Below are 16417 nucleotides of genomic sequence, written 5' to 3' on the forward strand. Positions count from 1 at the left end.
CGGCGCAGCGCTACGGCAGGCGGTCCAGCAGGACCACCGCCACGTCGTCCGTCAGCTCGCCGCCGTTGAGGCGGCGCACCTCGCGCACGGCTGCCCGCAGCAGCTCTTCGCCGTGCAGCCCCTCGGCCAGCTGGCGGCGGATCATCTCCACCATGCCTTCCTGGCCCAGGCGCTCCCCGCCCGAGCCGACCCGGCCCTCGATCAGGCCGTCGGTGTAGAGCATCAGGCTCCACTCGCCGCCCAGCTCCACCTCCATCCGGGGCCAGCGGGCGCCGGGCAGCAGGCCGAGGGCGGGGCCGTTCCTGTCGTACGGCAGCAGCCGGGCGGGGTGGCCGGGGCGGGCGACCAGCGGGGCCGGGTGGCCGGCCAGACACAGGCCCGCGCGGCGGCCGTCCGGGGCGATGTCCACCGTGCACAGCGTCGCGAAGATCTCCTCGTCCCCGCGCTCGTGCTCCAGCACCTGCTGGAGGGTGCCCAGCAGCTCGTCCCCGCACAACCCGGCCAGGGTCAGCGCCCGCCACGCGATGCGCAGCTCCACGCCGAGCGCGGCCTCGTCCGGGCCGTGGCCGCACACGTCCCCGATCATCACGTGCACGGTCCCGTCGGGGGTGCGCACGCAGTCGTAGAAGTCACCGCCGAGCAGGGCGCGCGAGCGTCCGGGGCGGTAGCGGGCGGCGAAGCGCAGCGAGGAGCCGTCCAGCAGGGGCGTGGGCAGCAGGCCCCGCTCCAGCCGGCGGTTCTCCTGCGCGCGCAGCCGGCCCTCGGCGAGCTTCCGCTCGGCCGTGTCGGAACGTTTCCGCTCGACCGCGTACAGGATGGCCCGGCTCAGCAGCCGGCCGTCCAGCTCGTCCCGGAAGAGATAGTCCTGGGCGCCGACGCGCACGGCCTCGGTGCCGCGCTCGGCGTCGCCGGAGGCGGTCAGCGCGAGCACGGCGTGCCGGGGCGCGAGCTCGAGCACGTGCTTGAGCACGGCCAGCTCGTCGTCCTCGGTGCTGCCTCCGGGCGCCGGAAGGGCGAGGTCCAGCAGGATGCAGTGGACGTCGTCGGTGAGCAGCCGCTCGGCCTCGGTGAGGTTGCGGGCGGTGCGCACGCGGACGGGCTTGCCACAGGAGTCCAGCAGTTCCGGCACGATCGGCGAGCCGGCCGGATCGTCCTCGATCAGCAGCAGGGTGAGCGTGGCGCCGTTCGCGCCGGTGGGCGTGGCGGTGCGGTGAGCCTCGTCCTTGAGGGGGCCGCCGGTTGCGGAGGCGGTCTGCGCCTGACCACTCTCCACGGCCGGGATCGCTCTCTGCCGCGGTACGGGTACGGGCATTGTCCTGTAATTCCTTCCCTCCCCCCGAGGGCACGGCGGGGCGAGGGACCTCGACCCACCGACCGGTGACCATAGCGGTAGTGCCCACCCGGACGGAATGGTGTGAGTCCCGCCGCTCGCTCGCGGGACGCTGTCATATGCCGCTTTTCGTACCGGAGTTGCGCGGGCTGTGGGGACCGCGGGGATGACGAAGCTCACGTACCGTCCGGGTTTGTGCGGGCGCCGGGCGTGCGATGCGTCACATGGTGCAGGTTTTGAGGAGAAACGACGCACGTCACCTGCGGTGCGGGTGGCGGGGCACGGCCAGTGGAGACGTGGACCACATGACCTGGCTCACGCGTCCGGTCGTACGACACCCAGGATCGGCATCGAGCCGGCGCCTGCGACCGTCACCGTCCGCCCCGGCCGCGGGGCGTGGATGATCGCGCCGTCGCCGACGTACATCGCGACATGACTGGCGTCGTCGAAGTAGATGATGAGGTCACCGGGCCGCATGTCCTTGATGCCGACGTGCTTGAGCTGTTTCCACTGCTCCTGGGAGGTGCGCGGGATGGGGTGGCCGGCCTTCGCCCAGGCCTGGGAGGTCAGGCCCGAGCAGTCGTACGACTTGGGGCCCTCGGCACCCCAGACGTACGGCTTGCCGAGCTGGGCGGTGGCGAACTCGACCGCTTTCCTGCCCGGCGTGGACGCCTTGCTCTTGATGTCCTTGAGGATGCCGGTGTCCAGCCAGGCGGTCTGCGCCTTGAGGGCGGCCTGCGCCTCCAGCTTGGCGAGCCGCTCCCTCTGCTTCTTCTCCAGCCTGGACTCGAGCTTCTCGGCGGCGGCGATCTGCTGTCTGATCTTCTTCTTGGCGGCGGCCTTCGCCTTGCGGCCGGCCTCCAGTTTCCGCCACTGCGCGGAGGCGTCGGCCGCGTACTGCCGCAAGTCCTTCTGCGTGCGGGTCATTTCGCTGATCAGGTTCCTGGTGGCCCGCTGGCCGTTGAGCACCGATCCGGCCCCGTCCAGGACCTGACCGGGATCGTCGCTGAGCAGGAACTGGGCCGTGGGCGGGAGGCCGCCGCTTCGGTACTGGGCGCGGGCCGCCGCGCCCGCCTGGTCCTTGAGCCGGTCCAGCTTCTGCTGTCCCTCGACGATCTTCTTGGCCAGCTCGACGATCTGGGCGGACTGCTTCTCCGCCTTCTCCTCGGCCGCGTTGTAGGCGTCGGTGGCCACGGCCGCATCGTGGTACAGCGTGTCGAGCTTCTCGCGGACCTGCTCAAGCTCCTTGTCGGCCGGGCGAGTCGGGGCGGCCGGGGAGGGGCTCGCGCTCGTTGTGGGTGTGGGTGCCGCCACGTTGGCGAAGGCTGTGCCGGGTGCCGCCAGCGCGGTCACCGTCACCGCACAGACCACGGTCATGGCGGCCGTGAGCAGGCCCCGTCTGCCTGTCCCCATAGCTGTCCCCCAGCTGATTTACCGTCAGTAACTTATGGTCGTCTGAGGGATCGTGCCACGGCCGCGCGCAAAACGACAGGGGCCATCCGTGGTGTGTGCGGTGATCTCCTCGTGGATGTGATGAACGGCTCCGGGAGATCGTGACACCTTCGGGCGGTCGTTCCGCATCCGGCGCGCTGTCCGTCACGGTGAACCGTAACCGCCTGGAAGAGGGGGACATGACGGGCTGAAAGGTCCTTCAAAGGTTCTTCGTCGTCCGCGCCCCACGGTCGCCGGCCGGCCGGCCACGCGGCCCGCTCGGGGGGAGGGGGAGGGGCGGGAGCCCCGATGAGGAGGAACCGGACACCGCTGACCGCTGCGGTGTCGGTGATGGCGTTCGTCCTGGCGGGCTGCGGTGGCGACGGCGACTCCACCTGCCGACGGTCGGCGGGGGCGGCGCGCTGCAAGAGAGGCGCGTGCGTGCGGGAGGAGGGGGTCGGCCTGCCCGGCCCCGACTCCGGAGGACAGGTGGACGTGTCCGGCCAGGGCCTGCGCGGCCTTGTCCCCTGCAAGGCCCGGCGTCCCGGCGCGGCAGTACGGCGCCGGCCGGGCGAGCCGGTTCCCGGCCGGGTCCGCGTCAGCCGGCGCGCGGCGCCAACGCCCCCCATGCCACGGTCACTTCGCCCTGCCGCCAGCGCGCCGCCGAGTCCGTCACCGGCCAGTCGGCCGTGAGGTCCCGCACCGCGCGGATCCAGCGCTGACGGGCGCCGTAGGAGGCGTAGGGCGCGGCGGCGGCCCAGGCGCGGTCGAAGTCGCGCAGGAAGGCGTGCACGGGCTCGCCCGGCACGTTCCGGTGGATGAGCGCCTTCGGCAGCCGCTCGGCGAGGTCGGAGGGCCGCTCCAGCGAGCCCAGCCGGGTCGCGAACGTGACCGTCCGCGGCCCCTCCGGCCCGAGCGCCACCCACACGTGCCGCCGCCCGATCTCGTCGCAGGTCCCCTCGACGAGCAGCCCCCCGCGCGAGGCGCCGTCCGCCGGGGCGAGCCGCGCGCACAGGCGTTCCCAGACCGCGGCGACCTGGTCCTCGTCGTACTGCCGCAGCACGTTGGCGGCCCGCACGAGCACCGGGCGTCCAGGGACGGGGATCTCGAACCCGCCGTGCCGGAAGGCGAGCCCCTCGCGCTCGTACGGCTTGGCCGCCGCGACCCGCTCCGGCTCGATCTCGACGCCGACCACGCGCGCGCGGGGGGCGGCGGTGCGCAGCCGGCCGAGCAGCTCGACGGCGGTCCAGGGTGCGGCACCGTAGCCCAGGTCGATCGCCACCGGGTCCTGGGCGCGCCGCAGTTCCGCGCCGTGGGTGGCCGCTATCCAACGGTCCATACGGCGCAGCCGGTTGGGGTTGGTGGTCCCGCGCGTCACCGTCCCCACGATCGGGGTCCCCCCGCTCGAGCGAAGGCGAGGGTGGGGGAGGGACGTCGTGCGGGCTGCCATACGTACGAGGGTATGGGTGCCGGGGTACCCCAAGCGACCTCGAACGCATGAGCGAGCAAGAGGGGGTGGGAGGGGTAATGATTCAGTAAAGAGCCCCACCGTGGACCCGCCCGGGAATGGTGTCCGCACCCGCCACTGTTGCACCCCCTTGGAGGGCGAGCCGGGGTCCTCCGGCAGGCATGCCGCAGCGAGGAGGAACGCCACGTGAGCAAGTACGCCAGCAGACTCGGGCGTCGCTCCCCGGCCCCGTCCCCGCTGCTCAGGCTGCACCGCAGGCCCCGCCGGGTCGCCATGCTCTCCGTGCACACCTCACCGCTCCACCAGCCCGGCACCGGCGACGCGGGCGGCATGAACGTCTACATCGTGGAACTGGCCCAGCGCCTCGCGGCCATCAACATCGAGGTCGAGATCTTCACCCGGGCCACCGCCGGCGGCCTGCCGCCCAGCGTCGAACTGACCCCCGGTGTCCTCGTCCGGCACGTCGACGCGGGCCCCTACGAGGGCTTGGCCAAGGAGGACCTGCCCGCGCAGCTGTGCGCCTTCACGCACGGCGTGATGCAGGCCTGGGCCGGTCACCGTCCCGGCTACTACGACCTCGTCCACTCCCACTACTGGCTCTCCGGCCACGTCGGCTGGCTCGCCGCCCAGCGCTGGGGCGTGCCCCTGGTGCACGCCATGCACACCATGGCCAAGGTCAAGAACGCCAACCTGGCCCACGGCGACGCCCCCGAGCCCGCCGCCCGGGTCATCGGCGAGACCCAGATCGTCGCCGCCGCCGACCGGCTCATCGCCAACACCGCCGAGGAGGCCGACGAACTCGTCCGGCACTACGCGGCCGACCGGGCCAAGGTCGCCGTCGTCCATCCCGGCGTCAACCTGGACCGCTTCCGCCCCGCCGACGGCCGCGCGGCGGCCCGCGCCCGCCTCGGTCTCCCGCAGGACGCCCTGGTGCCGCTCTTCGCGGGCCGTATACAGCCCCTGAAAGCACCGGACGTCCTGCTGCGGGCGGTGGCCGTCCTGCTGGACGAGCGCCCGGAGCTGCGTTCCCGGATCGTCGTACCGGTCGTCGGCGGGCCCAGCGGCAGCGGCCTCGCCAAGCCCGAGGGCCTGCAGAAGCTCGCCGCCCGGCTCGGCGTGGCCGACGTCGTACGTTTCCGCCCGCCGGTCGGCCAGGAACAGCTGGCGGACTGGTTCCGGGCGGCCTCCGTCCTCGTCATGCCCTCCTACAGCGAGTCCTTCGGCCTGGTCGCGATAGAGGCCCAGGCGGCCGGCACCCCCGTGCTCGCGGCCTCGGTCGGCGGACTCCCGGTGGCTGTGCGCGACGGCGTCACCGGCTTCCTCGTCCAGGGCCACGACCCCACCGCCTACGCCCGCGTTCTGAGCCGTTTCGCCGACGAGCCGGTCCTCTCGACGACCATGGGCGAGGCCGCCGCCGGGCACGCGCGCTCCTTCGGCTGGGACGCCGCGGCGACCGCCACCGCCGACGTGTACACGGCCGCGGCGCAGTCCCACCGCCGTCGCGTACGCTCCCACCATGGGTGATGTGGCAAAGGCCGGGCAGGTCCTCGAAGGTGCCCTCAAGGACGCCGAACTGGAGTGGGAGAGCCCCGAGCCCGGGAACTACGTGGTCAAGCTCCCCGGCACCCGCAAGCTCTCCACGACGGTCTCGTTCCTCGTCGGCCGCCACTCCCTCTCCGTCAACGCCTTCGTCATCCGCCATCCCGACGAGAACGAGTCGGGGGTCCACCGCTGGCTGCTGGAGCGCAACCTCAAGCTGTACGGCGTCAGTTACGCCGTCGACCACCTCGGCGACATCTACGTCACCGCCCGCCTTCCCCTGGCCTGCGTCACCCCCGAGGACATCGACCGCCTCCTCGGCCAGATCCTCGACGCGGCGGACGGTGCCTTCAACACCCTTCTGGAACTGGGCTTCGCCTCCTCCATCCGCAAGGAGTACGCCTGGCGGATCTCCCGCGGCGAGTCGACACGGAACCTGGAGGCGTTCATGCACCTGATCGAACGCCCGGCGGGCTGACACGCTGACCCCGGGGGTGTTGCAGCGGCCCGCCCGCCGTACGCGAGTCGCGATCCACACCGAACCGGGAGGCCCTCACCCGTTTCACGACCCCTCAGCCGAGACCTGGCTCACCCGTCCACAACCTCCCGGGACAGAACACCTAGGCGCTGCGCGTCTGCGCGCCCGTCTCGGCCGCCGGTGTCACCGGGCGGGCGTCTCTGCGCGTTTCCGGTTCCGGAAGACGTCGCATGAGCACCGCGTACCCGAACGCCGCCACCGTCCCCACGACCGCACACACCCCCCACAGCCACTGCGCCCCGAACCGGTCGATGACCGTGCCGGACATCAGCGGAGCGATCAGGGCGGCGACGGACCAGGACAGTGTGTACATGCCTTGGTAGCGCCCGCGCCCGTGCACCGGGGACAGACGGACGACGAGGCCGGTCTGGGTCGGGGCGTGCACGATCTCCGCGAGGGTCCACACGCACACCGTGAGCGCGAAGACACCGACCGACCCGGCGAAGGCGGTGAGCCCGAAGCCGTAGCCCGCGAGGAGCGAGGAGACGACCAGCAGGGCGCGCGGATCGCGGTGCTCGATGAAGCGGGTGACGGGGATCTGCAGGGCGACGATCAGGATGCCGTTGACAGCGATGGCGAAGCCGTAGTCGGCCGGTGAGAACCCGGCGCGGCCCATCGCCACCGGCAGCCCGACCGCGCCCTGCTGGAAGACGAGCGCGACGAGGAAGGACAGCCCGACGACGGCCATGTACCGCCGGTCGCGCAGCACGGTGCCGAGACCGGTGCCGTCCTCCGCCTGCTTGGCGCCGGCCGTGGGCCGGGACTCGGGCAGCTTGAGGAAGACGACGACCGCGCAGGCCAGGGTCATCCCGGCCTCGATCAGGAACCCGGCGAGATAGCTGAACTGGGCGATGAACCCGGCGGCGGCGGAGGAGACGGCGAAGCCGAGGTTGATGGCCCAGTAGTTGAGGGAGAAGGCCCGCACCCGGTCCTCCGGCCGCACGATGTCGGCCATCATCGCCTGCACGGCCGGCCGGGAGGCGTTGGAGGCCATGCCGACGAGGAAGGCGACACCGGCGATGGCGACGGGATCGGTCATGAACCCGAGCAGCGCGACGGCCCCGGCGGTGGCGGTCTGGGCGATGAGCAGCGTCGGCCGCCGCCCGAGCCGGTCGGCCATCACCCCGCCACCCAGGGAGGAGACGACCCCGCCGAGCCCGTGGAGCGAGGCGACGAGACCGGCGTACGAGGCCGAGTACCCGCGGCCGAGGGTGAGATAGAGCGCCATGAAGGTGGCGACGAAGGCACCGAGCCGGTTGACGAGCGTGCTGGTCCACAGCCACCAGAACTCGCGGGGAAGCCCGGAGACACTCTCCCGGGCAGCACGTCTCAGACTGGCTACGGACACGAAGGGACCCCCCGGACGTACGACGCGGTAAGCGGCTCAAGCTGCAAACGCAACTTACAACCGAGGGGAGAGGCGTGGCCACCCGATTAACACAGGCCGCCTGCTGTCCGGCTGCTGGGCAGGGCGTTCTGGGGGCTGAATGTGTGGATTACGCTCTGGGGCATGGCCGACGCACCGTACAAGCTGATCCTCCTCCGCCACGGCGAGAGCGAGTGGAACGCGAAGAACCTGTTCACCGGCTGGGTGGACGTCAACCTGAACGAGAAGGGCGAGAAGGAGGCAGTCCGCGGCGGTGAGCTTCTGAAGGACGCCGACCTCCTGCCCGACGTGCTCCACACGTCCCTCCAGAAGCGCGCGATCCGCACGGCGCAGCTGGCCCTGGAGGCCGCGGACCGCCACTGGATCCCCGTCCACCGCAGCTGGCGCCTGAACGAGCGCCACTACGGCGCCCTGCAGGGCAAGGACAAGGCGGCGACGCTGGCCGAGTTCGGCGAGGAGCAGTTCATGCTCTGGCGCCGCTCCTACGACACCCCGCCGCCCCCGCTCTCGGACGACTCCGAGTTCTCCCAGGCGAACGACCCCCGCTACGCCTCCATCCCGCCGGAGCTGCGCCCCGACACGGAGTGCCTCAAGGACGTCGTCGTCCGCATGCTCCCGTACTGGTACGACGGCATCGTCCCCGACCTCCTGGCCGGCCGCACGGTCCTGGTCGCCGCCCACGGCAACAGCCTGCGCGCCCTGGTCAAGCACCTGGACGGCATCTCGGACGCCGACATCGCGGGCCTGAACATCCCGACGGGCATCCCCCTGTACTACGAGCTCGACGCCGACTTCAAGCCGGTCACCCCCGGCGGCAAGTACCTCGACCCCGAGGCGGCAGCGGCAGCCATCGAGGCGGTCAAGAACCAGGGCAAGAAGAAGTAATCGCCCATTGATTAAGCCCCCTGCCCGCGGGTTCTCCGCTGGGAGGGGGCTTTTCTCTCGCCCTGGGCCGTCTCCGGGCCGTCAGCCGGTTGATCGGGCCGTGCTCAGTGCTTCAGGAAGTCCGGCTCCGGCTCTTCTCTCGCCTCTGCCCGGGCTCCCACATCGCGGAGGGCCGAGACGGCTGCCGCCGCGTCTTCCCGGGGCACGCTTGGCGAGAACGACGGCGGGACCCTGCGTCGCCAGAACCCTGCTACGCCACAGGCTCAGCCCCGTCAGCCGACGCACGACCTGGGCGACGTCCATCACGCGCACACCAGGGTCCGTGAGCACCACGTGATGAGGCACGTCGTCGCACACCAGCAAGAAGTACTCGTCTGCCATTGCTCGCCCCGCCCTTCATCGGTTCGGAGCGTACGAGGTACTCGGCGAGGGCCTTGATGTTCTCTCCCACGTCCAGGAGCACCGAGGCGTAGAAGTGTCTCGGCGGGAGGCCGGCGGTGCTGTTCGGGCATGCAGCGGACGGAGAGCTTTGGCTGGGAAGACGAGGGCGACGCCTGGTGATGAGGCGGTGGGGGTCTGAGCATGCCCCCTGCCTGCGTCTCTCCGCCGACAGGGGCATGTTGCTGTCCGGGGCCGCTAGGACCGTTCGGGGCGGGGGCTGCGGCCGGCCCCGCCGACGGATTCGTGAGTGCCGCCTCTTTGAGTGGCCGCGTGGTGGTTCAGCACCTTCATGATCTCCGAGGCCAGTACATTCGCCAGTGCAGGAGCGAGAGAATCCGCCAGCGCAGTGGCGAGGGTCTGCGCGAACAGCATCCTTTCCAGTTCCGAGGAACGGGAGGGCGGCTGGGACAGGGACGCTACGGCCGCTTCCATCAGGGCTCCCGCCAGTGGGTCCTTTCCCTGCCTGGCACCGGTGCCGGTATGCGGGAATCCGGCATCGCGCACCATTTCCTCGAAGATCTCGTCGATGAAGGCCTCCAAGGGATCCCGTTCCGATTGTCCGCCGGACTCAGCTGCCATTGTGTTTCCTCAGTCTTAGATTGCCCTACGGGACCTGCCCTCCGACGCTGACGACCGCAGGAATCGGAGGGCAGGGGTGACGCCATTTCCCACTAGCGGCGCATGAGCGCTGCCAGGAGGAGGGGATGCTGGATCAGCGAGTCGCCGCGCTCTTCACGGCGGCGGCGCATGAGCGCAGCCAGGAGCAGCGGGTGCTCGATGCCCGACTCCTCACCCTGCTCCTCACGGCGGCGGCGCATCAGCGCTGCCAGGAGGAGGGGGTGCTGGATGATCGATTCTTCGCCCTCTTCACGACGGCGCATCAGCGCTGCCAGGAGCAGCGGGTGTTCGATGATCGACTCCTCGCCCCGCTCCTCGCGGCGGCGGCGCATGAGTGCCGCCAGGAGCAGCGGGTTTTCGATGATCGGCTCCTCGCCGCGCTCTTCGCGGCGGCGGCGCATGAGTGCCGCCAGGAGGAGGGGGTGCTCGATGCCCGTCTCCTCGCCCCGCTCCTCGCGGCGCGCCAGCATCGTTGCCAGCAGGAGCGGACCGATGGCGGATTCCTCGCCGAACTCTTCCTGGCCTACGCCGGCCTTTTCTCGAGTGGGAGTCTCCGTCGCTGCCGTCATGATTCCCTCTTTCTTTCACGCACGACTCGGCGGAGTGCTCGGCCTGACAAGCTTTGCGCTCCGCCCTTCAACGTCATGGTTGATGCGTGCGACGCCGACCGCATTTCGATCATGTGCCGAATGGCCGGAGGCTCTCCACGAACTCGCGCACATCGAAAGCGCGGGTTATGGAGCCCGCCGCCGCCCCCGCGAGACGGCTCGGGGGCCGTCCGTCGGCGGTCAGTCCGAGTGCCCCGTGAGGCGCGCGGTGGGCCGCGTCTGGTCCACCGGGGTGATGGTCTGGCCGGGCGGATTCCGTCGGAGCTGTCGTACGAGGGGCAGTCGTGATCGTTTCGCCCTCGTCCGCGCAGGCACCAGGGACGACGGCGAGGCCGGCCGCGCAGGGCGGCGGTGAATGCAGGGCGGCGGTGAATGAGGGGGCCCGCTAGAGGCAGCCGCCCGATGACGGCATCGCCTCACCCGGCGTACCTGCGTGCTCAAGCATCACATCGATCTTCGCCGCGACCCTCCGGTCAGGCATGCAGAGGTACCTGGTGCACCTCGTCCGCGCGGTGGCCGGCGCGTTCGTGGATGCGCTGGACGGCCTCGGCGGAGGGGGCCTCGGAGAGGCAGTAGACGGTGCCGGACTCCGGGTCCGCCCAGGTGTGCTCGAAGTGCACACCCTCCTCGCGCTCAATGGCGAGGTCGGCCTGGTGGGCCTGTGTGAGCTGGTCGGACGTGATGCCGTTCATCCCGCGGTGGACGTCCATGAACTTGGGCATGGCCTCCCCGCCTCCTTCTTCGTTCCCTCCCCTGTCCTTCTCTGTGCTCCCCTGTCCTTCCCTGTCCTCCCCTGTCCTTCCATGCTGCGCCCGCCCTCCCCGGCGGGCATCCGGTACGACGAAGGGGCGGTGGGTGTCATACCCACCGCCCCTCGGTGTCGTTCAGTCGCGCGGCATCGTTCAGCCGCACTGGCAGGGGGCGCCCGACTGGCACCCGCAGCCGCATCCCGAGCTGCAGCCGCACGCGCCGACCAAGGGAAGGCTCCTGATCTCGGCGGGCTGCTCGGTCTCGCGTTCCTGCGTGGGATCGGGCGTGGTGCTCGGGGATTCGGCCATGGTCCCTCCTCGACGCTGGGGCATGAGTGCCCTCGCCCATTTCATGCCCGCCACGCTGGGCGCATCAACGGCGCACTGAGGCGGACCGGCCCCGCGGGACTACGCCCCCTCGCCCCCCGTCACCGGCTGGATGTCCTGCTGCAGCTCGTCCGCGTGCTCGCCGGTGACCAGGTAGACGACTCGCTTGGCGACGGCCACGGCGTGGTCCGCGTACCGCTCGTAGTAGCGGCCGAGCAGCGTGACGTCCACCGCGGTCTCGATGCCGTGCTTCCACCGGTCGTCGATCAGGTGCTGGAAGAGGGTGCGGTGCAGAAGGTCCATCTCGTCGTCGTCCTGCTCCAGCTGGAGCGCGAGGTCGACGTCCTTCGTGATGATCACCTCGGCCGCCTTCGCCATCAGGCGCTGCGCGAGCTGGCCCATCTCCAGGATCGTGGCGTGCAGGTCCTGCGGAACCGCGCGCGCCGGGAAGCGCAGCCGGGCCAGCTTCGCCACGTGCTGGGCGAGGTCGCCGGACCGCTCCAGGTCGGCGGACATGCGCAGCGACGTGACGACGATACGGAGGTCCGTCGCCACCGGCTGCTGACGAGCGAGCAGGGCTATCGCCCTCGCCTCCAGGTCGTGCTGGAGTTCGTCGACCTTCTGGTCGGCCTCGATCACGCTCTCGGCCAGCTTCAGGTCGGCGTCGAGCATGGCGGTCGTGGCGCGCCCGATCGCCGACCCGACCAGCCGGGCCATCTCCACCAGACCGTCGCCGATCGAGTCAAGTTCCTCGTGGTACGCGTCCCGCATCAGGGTTCCCTCTCCTACGTGTGCCTTCGGGGTTCCGGGGGCCGTGACAGCACGTGCCCGTGCGAAACCAACGGTGCGAACCCCACGCTCCCACGTTCTGCCCCGAACGCGTCCGTTTCTTCCACCCCAAATGAACCAATACTGGCTCCAAGGTGAACTCTGGGCGACGAGTGTTCGAGGGCCCACCTCCACGACTGTGGTCATGTCGTACGGCATGCCTAACCTGGAGGCATGGACGTGAACGCGGCGGTCGCCGCAGCGGCAGCGATCGCCGGAGTGCTCACCGGTGTCATCGCCATGCTGGCGTTCCGCTGGAGCGAACGCGACCAGAAGCGACCGACCAGGACCTCCTTGCACACTGATCCCGTACTCCCGCCCGGCGTGGACACCGTACTGTCCGTGCTCCGCTCCTCGGCCGTCGTCCTCGACGAGGCCGACGCCGTCGTCAAGGCCAGTTCCGCCGCCTACGCCCTCGGGCTGGTCCGCGGCGGCAAGCTCGCCGTGGAGCCGATGCTCCAGATGGCCCGGGACACCAGACGGGACGGGGAGATACGCCAGGTGGAGCTGGATCTGCCCCGGCGCGGAACCGGACGGGGCGAGGCCCTCGCCGTCTCCGCCCGCGTGGCTCCGCTCGGCTCCCGCCTGGTCCTGCTGCTGGTCGAGGACCTCACCGAAGCCCGCCGGATCGAGGCCGTACGGCGTGACTTCGTGGCCAACGTGAGCCACGAACTGAAGACCCCTGTCGGCGCGCTCTCCCTGCTCTCCGAGGCTGTCATGGACGCCTCCGACGACCCCGAGGCCGTACAGCGCTTCGCGGGCCGTATGCAGATCGAGGCGACCCGGTTGACCAACCTGGTCCAGGAACTCATCGACCTGTCGAGGGTGCAGAACGACGACCCCCTCGAGGACGCCGAGCCGGTCCGCGTGGACGAGCTGGTCGCCGAGGCCGTCGACCGCTGCCGCCACCAGGCCGGCGCGAAGCAGATCACCATGGCCGCCGGCGGCACCGCCGACCTGCATGTCTGGGGGAACCGGGGGCAGCTCGCCGCCGCCCTCGGCAACCTGGTCGAGAACGCGGTCAACTACTCGCCCGCCCGCACCCGTGTCGGCATCGCCGCCCGTCGGGTGTCCGCTCCCGGCGGCGACCTGATCGAGATCGCCGTGACCGACCAGGGCATCGGCATCTCCGACAAGGACAAGGAGCGCATCTTCGAGCGCTTCTACCGCGTCGACCCGGCCCGTTCCCGGGCCACCGGAGGCACCGGTCTGGGCCTCGCGATCGTCAAGCACGTGGCCGCCTCGCACGGCGGGGAGGTCACGGTGTGGAGCGCAGAGGGCCAGGGCTCCACCTTCACTCTCAGGCTGCCGGAGGCGGGTGCGGCCCGTGACCGCGCTCAGCAGCACCCCGACCTCGGTGACGAGGCCGACGGCTCCTCCGACTCATCCCCGTACGAACCGCTTCCTGCCCCGGAGGTCCTTCCGTGACCCGAGTGCTCGTCGTCGAGGACGAGGAGTCCTTCTCCGACGCCCTGTCGTACATGCTCCGTAAGGAGGGCTTCGAGGTCGCCGTGGCGGCGACCGGCCCCGACGGGCTCGACGAGTTCGAGCGCAACGGCGCCGACCTCGTCCTCCTCGACCTGATGCTGCCGGGTCTGCCCGGTACGGAGGTGTGCCGCCAGCTGCGGGGCCGCTCCAACGTCCCCGTGATCATGGTGACCGCCAAGGACAGCGAGATCGACAAGGTCGTGGGCCTCGAGATAGGGGCCGACGACTACGTCACCAAGCCCTTCTCCTCGCGGGAGCTGGTCGCCCGCATCCGCGCGGTGCTGCGCCGCCGCGGCGAGCCCGAGGAGGTCACCCCGGCCGCGCTGGAGGCGGGCCCGGTCCGCATGGACGTCGACCGCCACGTGGTCACCGTCGGCGGCTCCAAGGTCGACCTCCCGCTGAAGGAGTTCGACCTTCTGGAGATGCTGCTGCGCAACGCCGGCCGTGTCCTGACCCGCATGCAGCTCATCGACCGCGTCTGGGGTGCCGACTACGTGGGCGACACCAAGACCCTCGACGTCCACGTCAAGCGCCTCCGCGCCAAGATCGAGCCGGACCCGGGCGCGCCGCGGTACCTGGTGACGGTTCGCGGGCTGGGTTACAAGTTCGAGCCGTAGGCCGTGAGCTGCCGGCCGCCGGCCCGCCGTGGCGGTGAGCCGCGTTATGAGCCGTGAGCCGTGAGCCGTACGACTCTGATGTGCGCCTGCGACGAAGGGCGGTACCCCAACGGGGTACCGCCCTTCGTGCGTGGGAGTCCGCGGTCGCTCAGTGACCCGCCGCCGACTGGGACGCCGAGTCGCTCGGGGCCGCGCCGGTGGTCGCCGTCTCGCTCGCGGTGGCCGAGGGGCTGGCCTTGCCCGGCTTGCCGGCGCTGGACGCGGTCGCGCCCGGGGCCGGGGAGGCCGAGGCGGTGGCCGGGGCGGACGGGATGTTGTTCGGGCCCCACTTGCTGAAGTAGCTGGTGGCGGGCACGACGAAGGCGCTCAGGCTTACCGCGCCGGACTTGCTGAGGGTGAAGGTGACCTTCTGGACGTTGCCGTCCTGGACCGCTTCGCGCCCGCTGGCCAGCACCGCGGAGGCGTTGCCCTGGCCGCCGATGAGCAGGGAGCCGTGCGCCGGAACGGTCAGGCTCTGGCCCTTGGCGTCCTTCAGCTCGGCGCTGGTGGAACCGACGGTGATCGACTGGAGGGTCTCGTCGGTGGTGCCGGTGTTGAAGATCGTCGCGGAGACCACGGCCGGGCCGGTCGACTTCAGGTCCGGCTGGGTGATGACCAGGGCGTTCTGGATCTTGATCTTCCCGACGCTGACCGCCGCGTTGTCCGGCTTGATCTGCAGGGTCTGCGAGTTGTTGCCGGCGCCGCAGGCGGCGAGCGAGGCGATCGAGAAGACGATGGCGGAGGCGGCGAGGGCGCCGCGTCGAAGGCTGCTGCTCACGGCGGCGGCAACTCCTTGAACGCAGGGGCGGCTCCTTATAAAGCCGCTCTAAGTGTCTGTCAGCGGGCTTAGGTTACCGAGCCGTTCCCGCGGGGCCGCACCCGACCCTCCCCCAAGCGCCCTGCTTGCCTCCGGCTGGGGTACCCCAGCCGTCACAACTGACCCGTCAGTCACTTTGGCACGGCAGTCATGCGGCTTTCACATAGCGCACGGACAACACTGCTGTCGGCGTCCCCGCAACACGTCTCGCAAATTTCAGGTGAAGGAATACGCGATCACCTCGGATATTGATCGCCGGCCGTCCTTGGGGGCGTCTGTGATCAATTCCGGATTCGTCTCGTACCCGACCCACGTCACCGAACGGAGTAGCGGAAGTCGCACGCTTGGAAGCGGACAAAACGGGATGTTCGCCCACTTGGAGACGGCGTCGCGAGTGTGTAACGTACGCGTTTCACCCCGCCCGAAGAGCCCCTCCGACCTGCGAATTCCCGCCTCCGCAGGGTCCCCGCAGCACGTCCGTGTCGCTGTTGTCAAGCCCGGAGATATGCCCTGACCTGCGAAAACGCCATTCAGAAGACGCCGTATCCGTGTTACCCTGGATAGCCACGGAAGGGGTACCTGTCACATGACGTTCAAGGTTGGCGACACCGTGGTCTATCCCCATCACGGGGCCGCGCTGATCGAGGCCATCGAAACTCGCCAGATCAAAGGCGTGGACAAGACCTACTTGGTGCTGAAGGTCGCCCAGGGTGACCTGACGGTGCGTGTGCCAGCGGACAATGCGGAGTTCGTCGGCGTGCGTGATGTGGTCGGTCAGGACGGGCTGGACCGGGTCTTCGAGGTGCTGCGCGCGCCGTACGCCGAGGAGCCCACGAACTGGTCTCGTCGTTACAAGGCAAACCTGGAGAAGCTCGCTTCCGGCGATGTCATCAAGGTCGCCGAAGTCGTGCGCGACCTCTGGCGTCGCGAGCGCGAGCGCGGTCTCTCCGCGGGCGAGAAGCGCATGCTCGCCAAGGCCCGCCAGATCCTGGTGAGCGAGCTGGCTCTCGCGGAGAACACGAACGAGGACAAGGCCGAGGCCCTGCTCGACGAGGTGCTCGCCTCCTGACGCGTCGTCGCTGACGCGCGCCCAGCAAAGTGAAATGCCGCGGTGCCCGATGACACGGACGTGTCGCCGGGCGCTGCGGCATCTTCATCCCCGCATCCCCATATCCCCCCGGAGATCCCTCGCCGTCGAGACGGACGACCACTCCCGGCCGGCCACCCAGGCGGGCGGTCACCTGCCGTACAACCTCGAGGGAACGAATCCCCCCGATACTTGACGTGCCGGGCCCGGGCGGATGGCT

Annotated in this window: 15 protein-coding genes and 2 pseudogenes; 6 read left to right on the plus strand and 11 right to left on the minus strand. The window is 70.4% G+C overall.

Going from position 1 to position 16417, the window contains the following annotated elements:
• Positions 1-10 precede the first annotated feature (10 nt).
• The 3 genes from K7G59_RS13700 to K7G59_RS13710 all read right to left on the minus strand — a co-directional run bounded on the left by K7G59_RS13700 (position 11) and on the right by K7G59_RS13710 (position 4148).
• Positions 11-1312, minus strand: coding sequence for a PP2C family protein-serine/threonine phosphatase (locus K7G59_RS13700; protein WP_225833932.1), 1302 nt, complete (start codon positions 1310-1312; stop codon positions 11-13).
• 333 nt (positions 1313-1645) lie between these two features.
• Positions 1646-2743: a C40 family peptidase gene (locus K7G59_RS13705; RefSeq protein ID WP_225833934.1), complete on the minus strand. Its 1098-nt coding sequence runs from the start codon at positions 2741-2743 to the stop codon at positions 1646-1648.
• A gap of 616 nt (positions 2744-3359) precedes the next feature.
• Positions 3360-4148, minus strand: coding sequence for a class I SAM-dependent methyltransferase (locus tag K7G59_RS13710; RefSeq protein WP_225833936.1), 789 nt, complete (start codon positions 4146-4148; stop codon positions 3360-3362).
• 267 nt (positions 4149-4415) lie between these two features.
• Between K7G59_RS13710 and mshA the strand changes: the two genes are divergently transcribed.
• Both mshA and K7G59_RS13720 read left to right on the plus strand, forming a co-directional pair.
• The gene (mshA, locus tag K7G59_RS13715; RefSeq protein ID WP_225833937.1) at positions 4416-5753 is read left to right on the plus strand and encodes a D-inositol-3-phosphate glycosyltransferase; all 1338 of its coding nucleotides are present in this window, start codon (positions 4416-4418) and stop codon (positions 5751-5753) included.
• On the plus strand, positions 5746-6246 hold the full coding sequence (locus tag K7G59_RS13720) for a YbjN domain-containing protein (protein ID WP_225833938.1): 501 nt from the start codon (positions 5746-5748) through the stop codon (positions 6244-6246). The genes mshA and K7G59_RS13720 overlap by 8 nt, the downstream gene beginning before the upstream one ends.
• 142 nt (positions 6247-6388) lie before the next feature.
• Here the strand turns inward: K7G59_RS13720 and K7G59_RS13725 are convergent, their stop codons facing one another.
• Positions 6389-7654 (minus strand): MFS transporter, encoded by a 1266-nt coding sequence (locus K7G59_RS13725; protein ID WP_225833939.1) that lies wholly within the window; start codon positions 7652-7654, stop codon positions 6389-6391.
• 162 nt (positions 7655-7816) lie between these two features.
• On the opposite strand from K7G59_RS13725, the gene K7G59_RS13730 reads away from it, so the two are divergent.
• Positions 7817-8578: a phosphoglyceromutase gene (locus tag K7G59_RS13730; RefSeq protein ID WP_225833940.1), complete on the plus strand. Its 762-nt coding sequence runs from the start codon at positions 7817-7819 to the stop codon at positions 8576-8578.
• A gap of 104 nt (positions 8579-8682) precedes the next feature.
• Here K7G59_RS13730 and K7G59_RS13735 read toward each other — a convergent pair.
• The 6 genes and pseudogenes from K7G59_RS13735 to phoU form a co-directional block, all read right to left on the minus strand.
• Positions 8683-8959, minus strand: a pseudogene (locus K7G59_RS13735) (ribosomal protein L7/L12).
• 19 nt (positions 8960-8978) lie between these two features.
• A pseudogene (locus tag K7G59_RS13740) lies at positions 8979-9059 on the minus strand (integrase); the annotation flags it as partial.
• Between the two features lie 155 nt (positions 9060-9214).
• Positions 9215-9598, minus strand: a complete 384-nt coding sequence (locus tag K7G59_RS13745) for a hypothetical protein (RefSeq protein WP_225833941.1) — start codon at positions 9596-9598, stop codon at positions 9215-9217.
• Between the two features lie 92 nt (positions 9599-9690).
• The gene (locus tag K7G59_RS13750) at positions 9691-10206 is read right to left on the minus strand and encodes a hypothetical protein (protein WP_225833942.1); all 516 of its coding nucleotides are present in this window, start codon (positions 10204-10206) and stop codon (positions 9691-9693) included.
• Positions 10207-10718: 512 nt separating this feature from the next.
• Positions 10719-10967 (minus strand): SCO4226 family nickel-binding protein, encoded by a 249-nt coding sequence (locus tag K7G59_RS13755; protein ID WP_225833943.1) that lies wholly within the window; start codon positions 10965-10967, stop codon positions 10719-10721.
• Positions 10968-11402: 435 nt separating this feature from the next.
• Complete coding sequence (phoU, locus tag K7G59_RS13760; protein WP_225833945.1) at positions 11403-12092, minus strand: phosphate signaling complex protein PhoU; 690 nt, start codon at positions 12090-12092, stop codon at positions 11403-11405.
• A gap of 231 nt (positions 12093-12323) precedes the next feature.
• Here phoU and K7G59_RS13765 point away from each other — a divergent pair, with 231 nt between their 5' ends.
• The gene (locus tag K7G59_RS13765; RefSeq protein ID WP_225833948.1) at positions 12324-13577 is read left to right on the plus strand and encodes a cell wall metabolism sensor histidine kinase WalK; all 1254 of its coding nucleotides are present in this window, start codon (positions 12324-12326) and stop codon (positions 13575-13577) included.
• Positions 13574-14254 carry a response regulator transcription factor gene (locus K7G59_RS13770; RefSeq protein WP_014673455.1) on the plus strand — a complete coding sequence of 227 codons (681 nt, stop codon included), beginning with the start codon at positions 13574-13576 and terminating at the stop codon, positions 14252-14254. The genes K7G59_RS13765 and K7G59_RS13770 overlap by 4 nt, the downstream gene beginning before the upstream one ends.
• A 148-nt stretch (positions 14255-14402) precedes the next feature.
• Here the strand turns inward: K7G59_RS13770 and K7G59_RS13775 are convergent, their stop codons facing one another.
• On the minus strand, positions 14403-15071 hold the full coding sequence (locus K7G59_RS13775) for a copper chaperone PCu(A)C (RefSeq protein ID WP_225833950.1): 669 nt from the start codon (positions 15069-15071) through the stop codon (positions 14403-14405).
• Positions 15072-15696: 625 nt separating this feature from the next.
• Here K7G59_RS13775 and K7G59_RS13780 point away from each other — a divergent pair.
• Positions 15697-16179, plus strand: a complete 483-nt coding sequence (locus K7G59_RS13780; protein ID WP_003953493.1) for a CarD family transcriptional regulator — start codon at positions 15697-15699, stop codon at positions 16177-16179.
• Positions 16180-16417 lie beyond the last annotated feature (238 nt).

The organism is Streptomyces sp. NK08204 (assembly GCF_020400585.1).
In the GTDB taxonomy this organism is placed as follows: Bacteria; Actinomycetota; Actinomycetes; order Streptomycetales; family Streptomycetaceae; genus Streptomyces.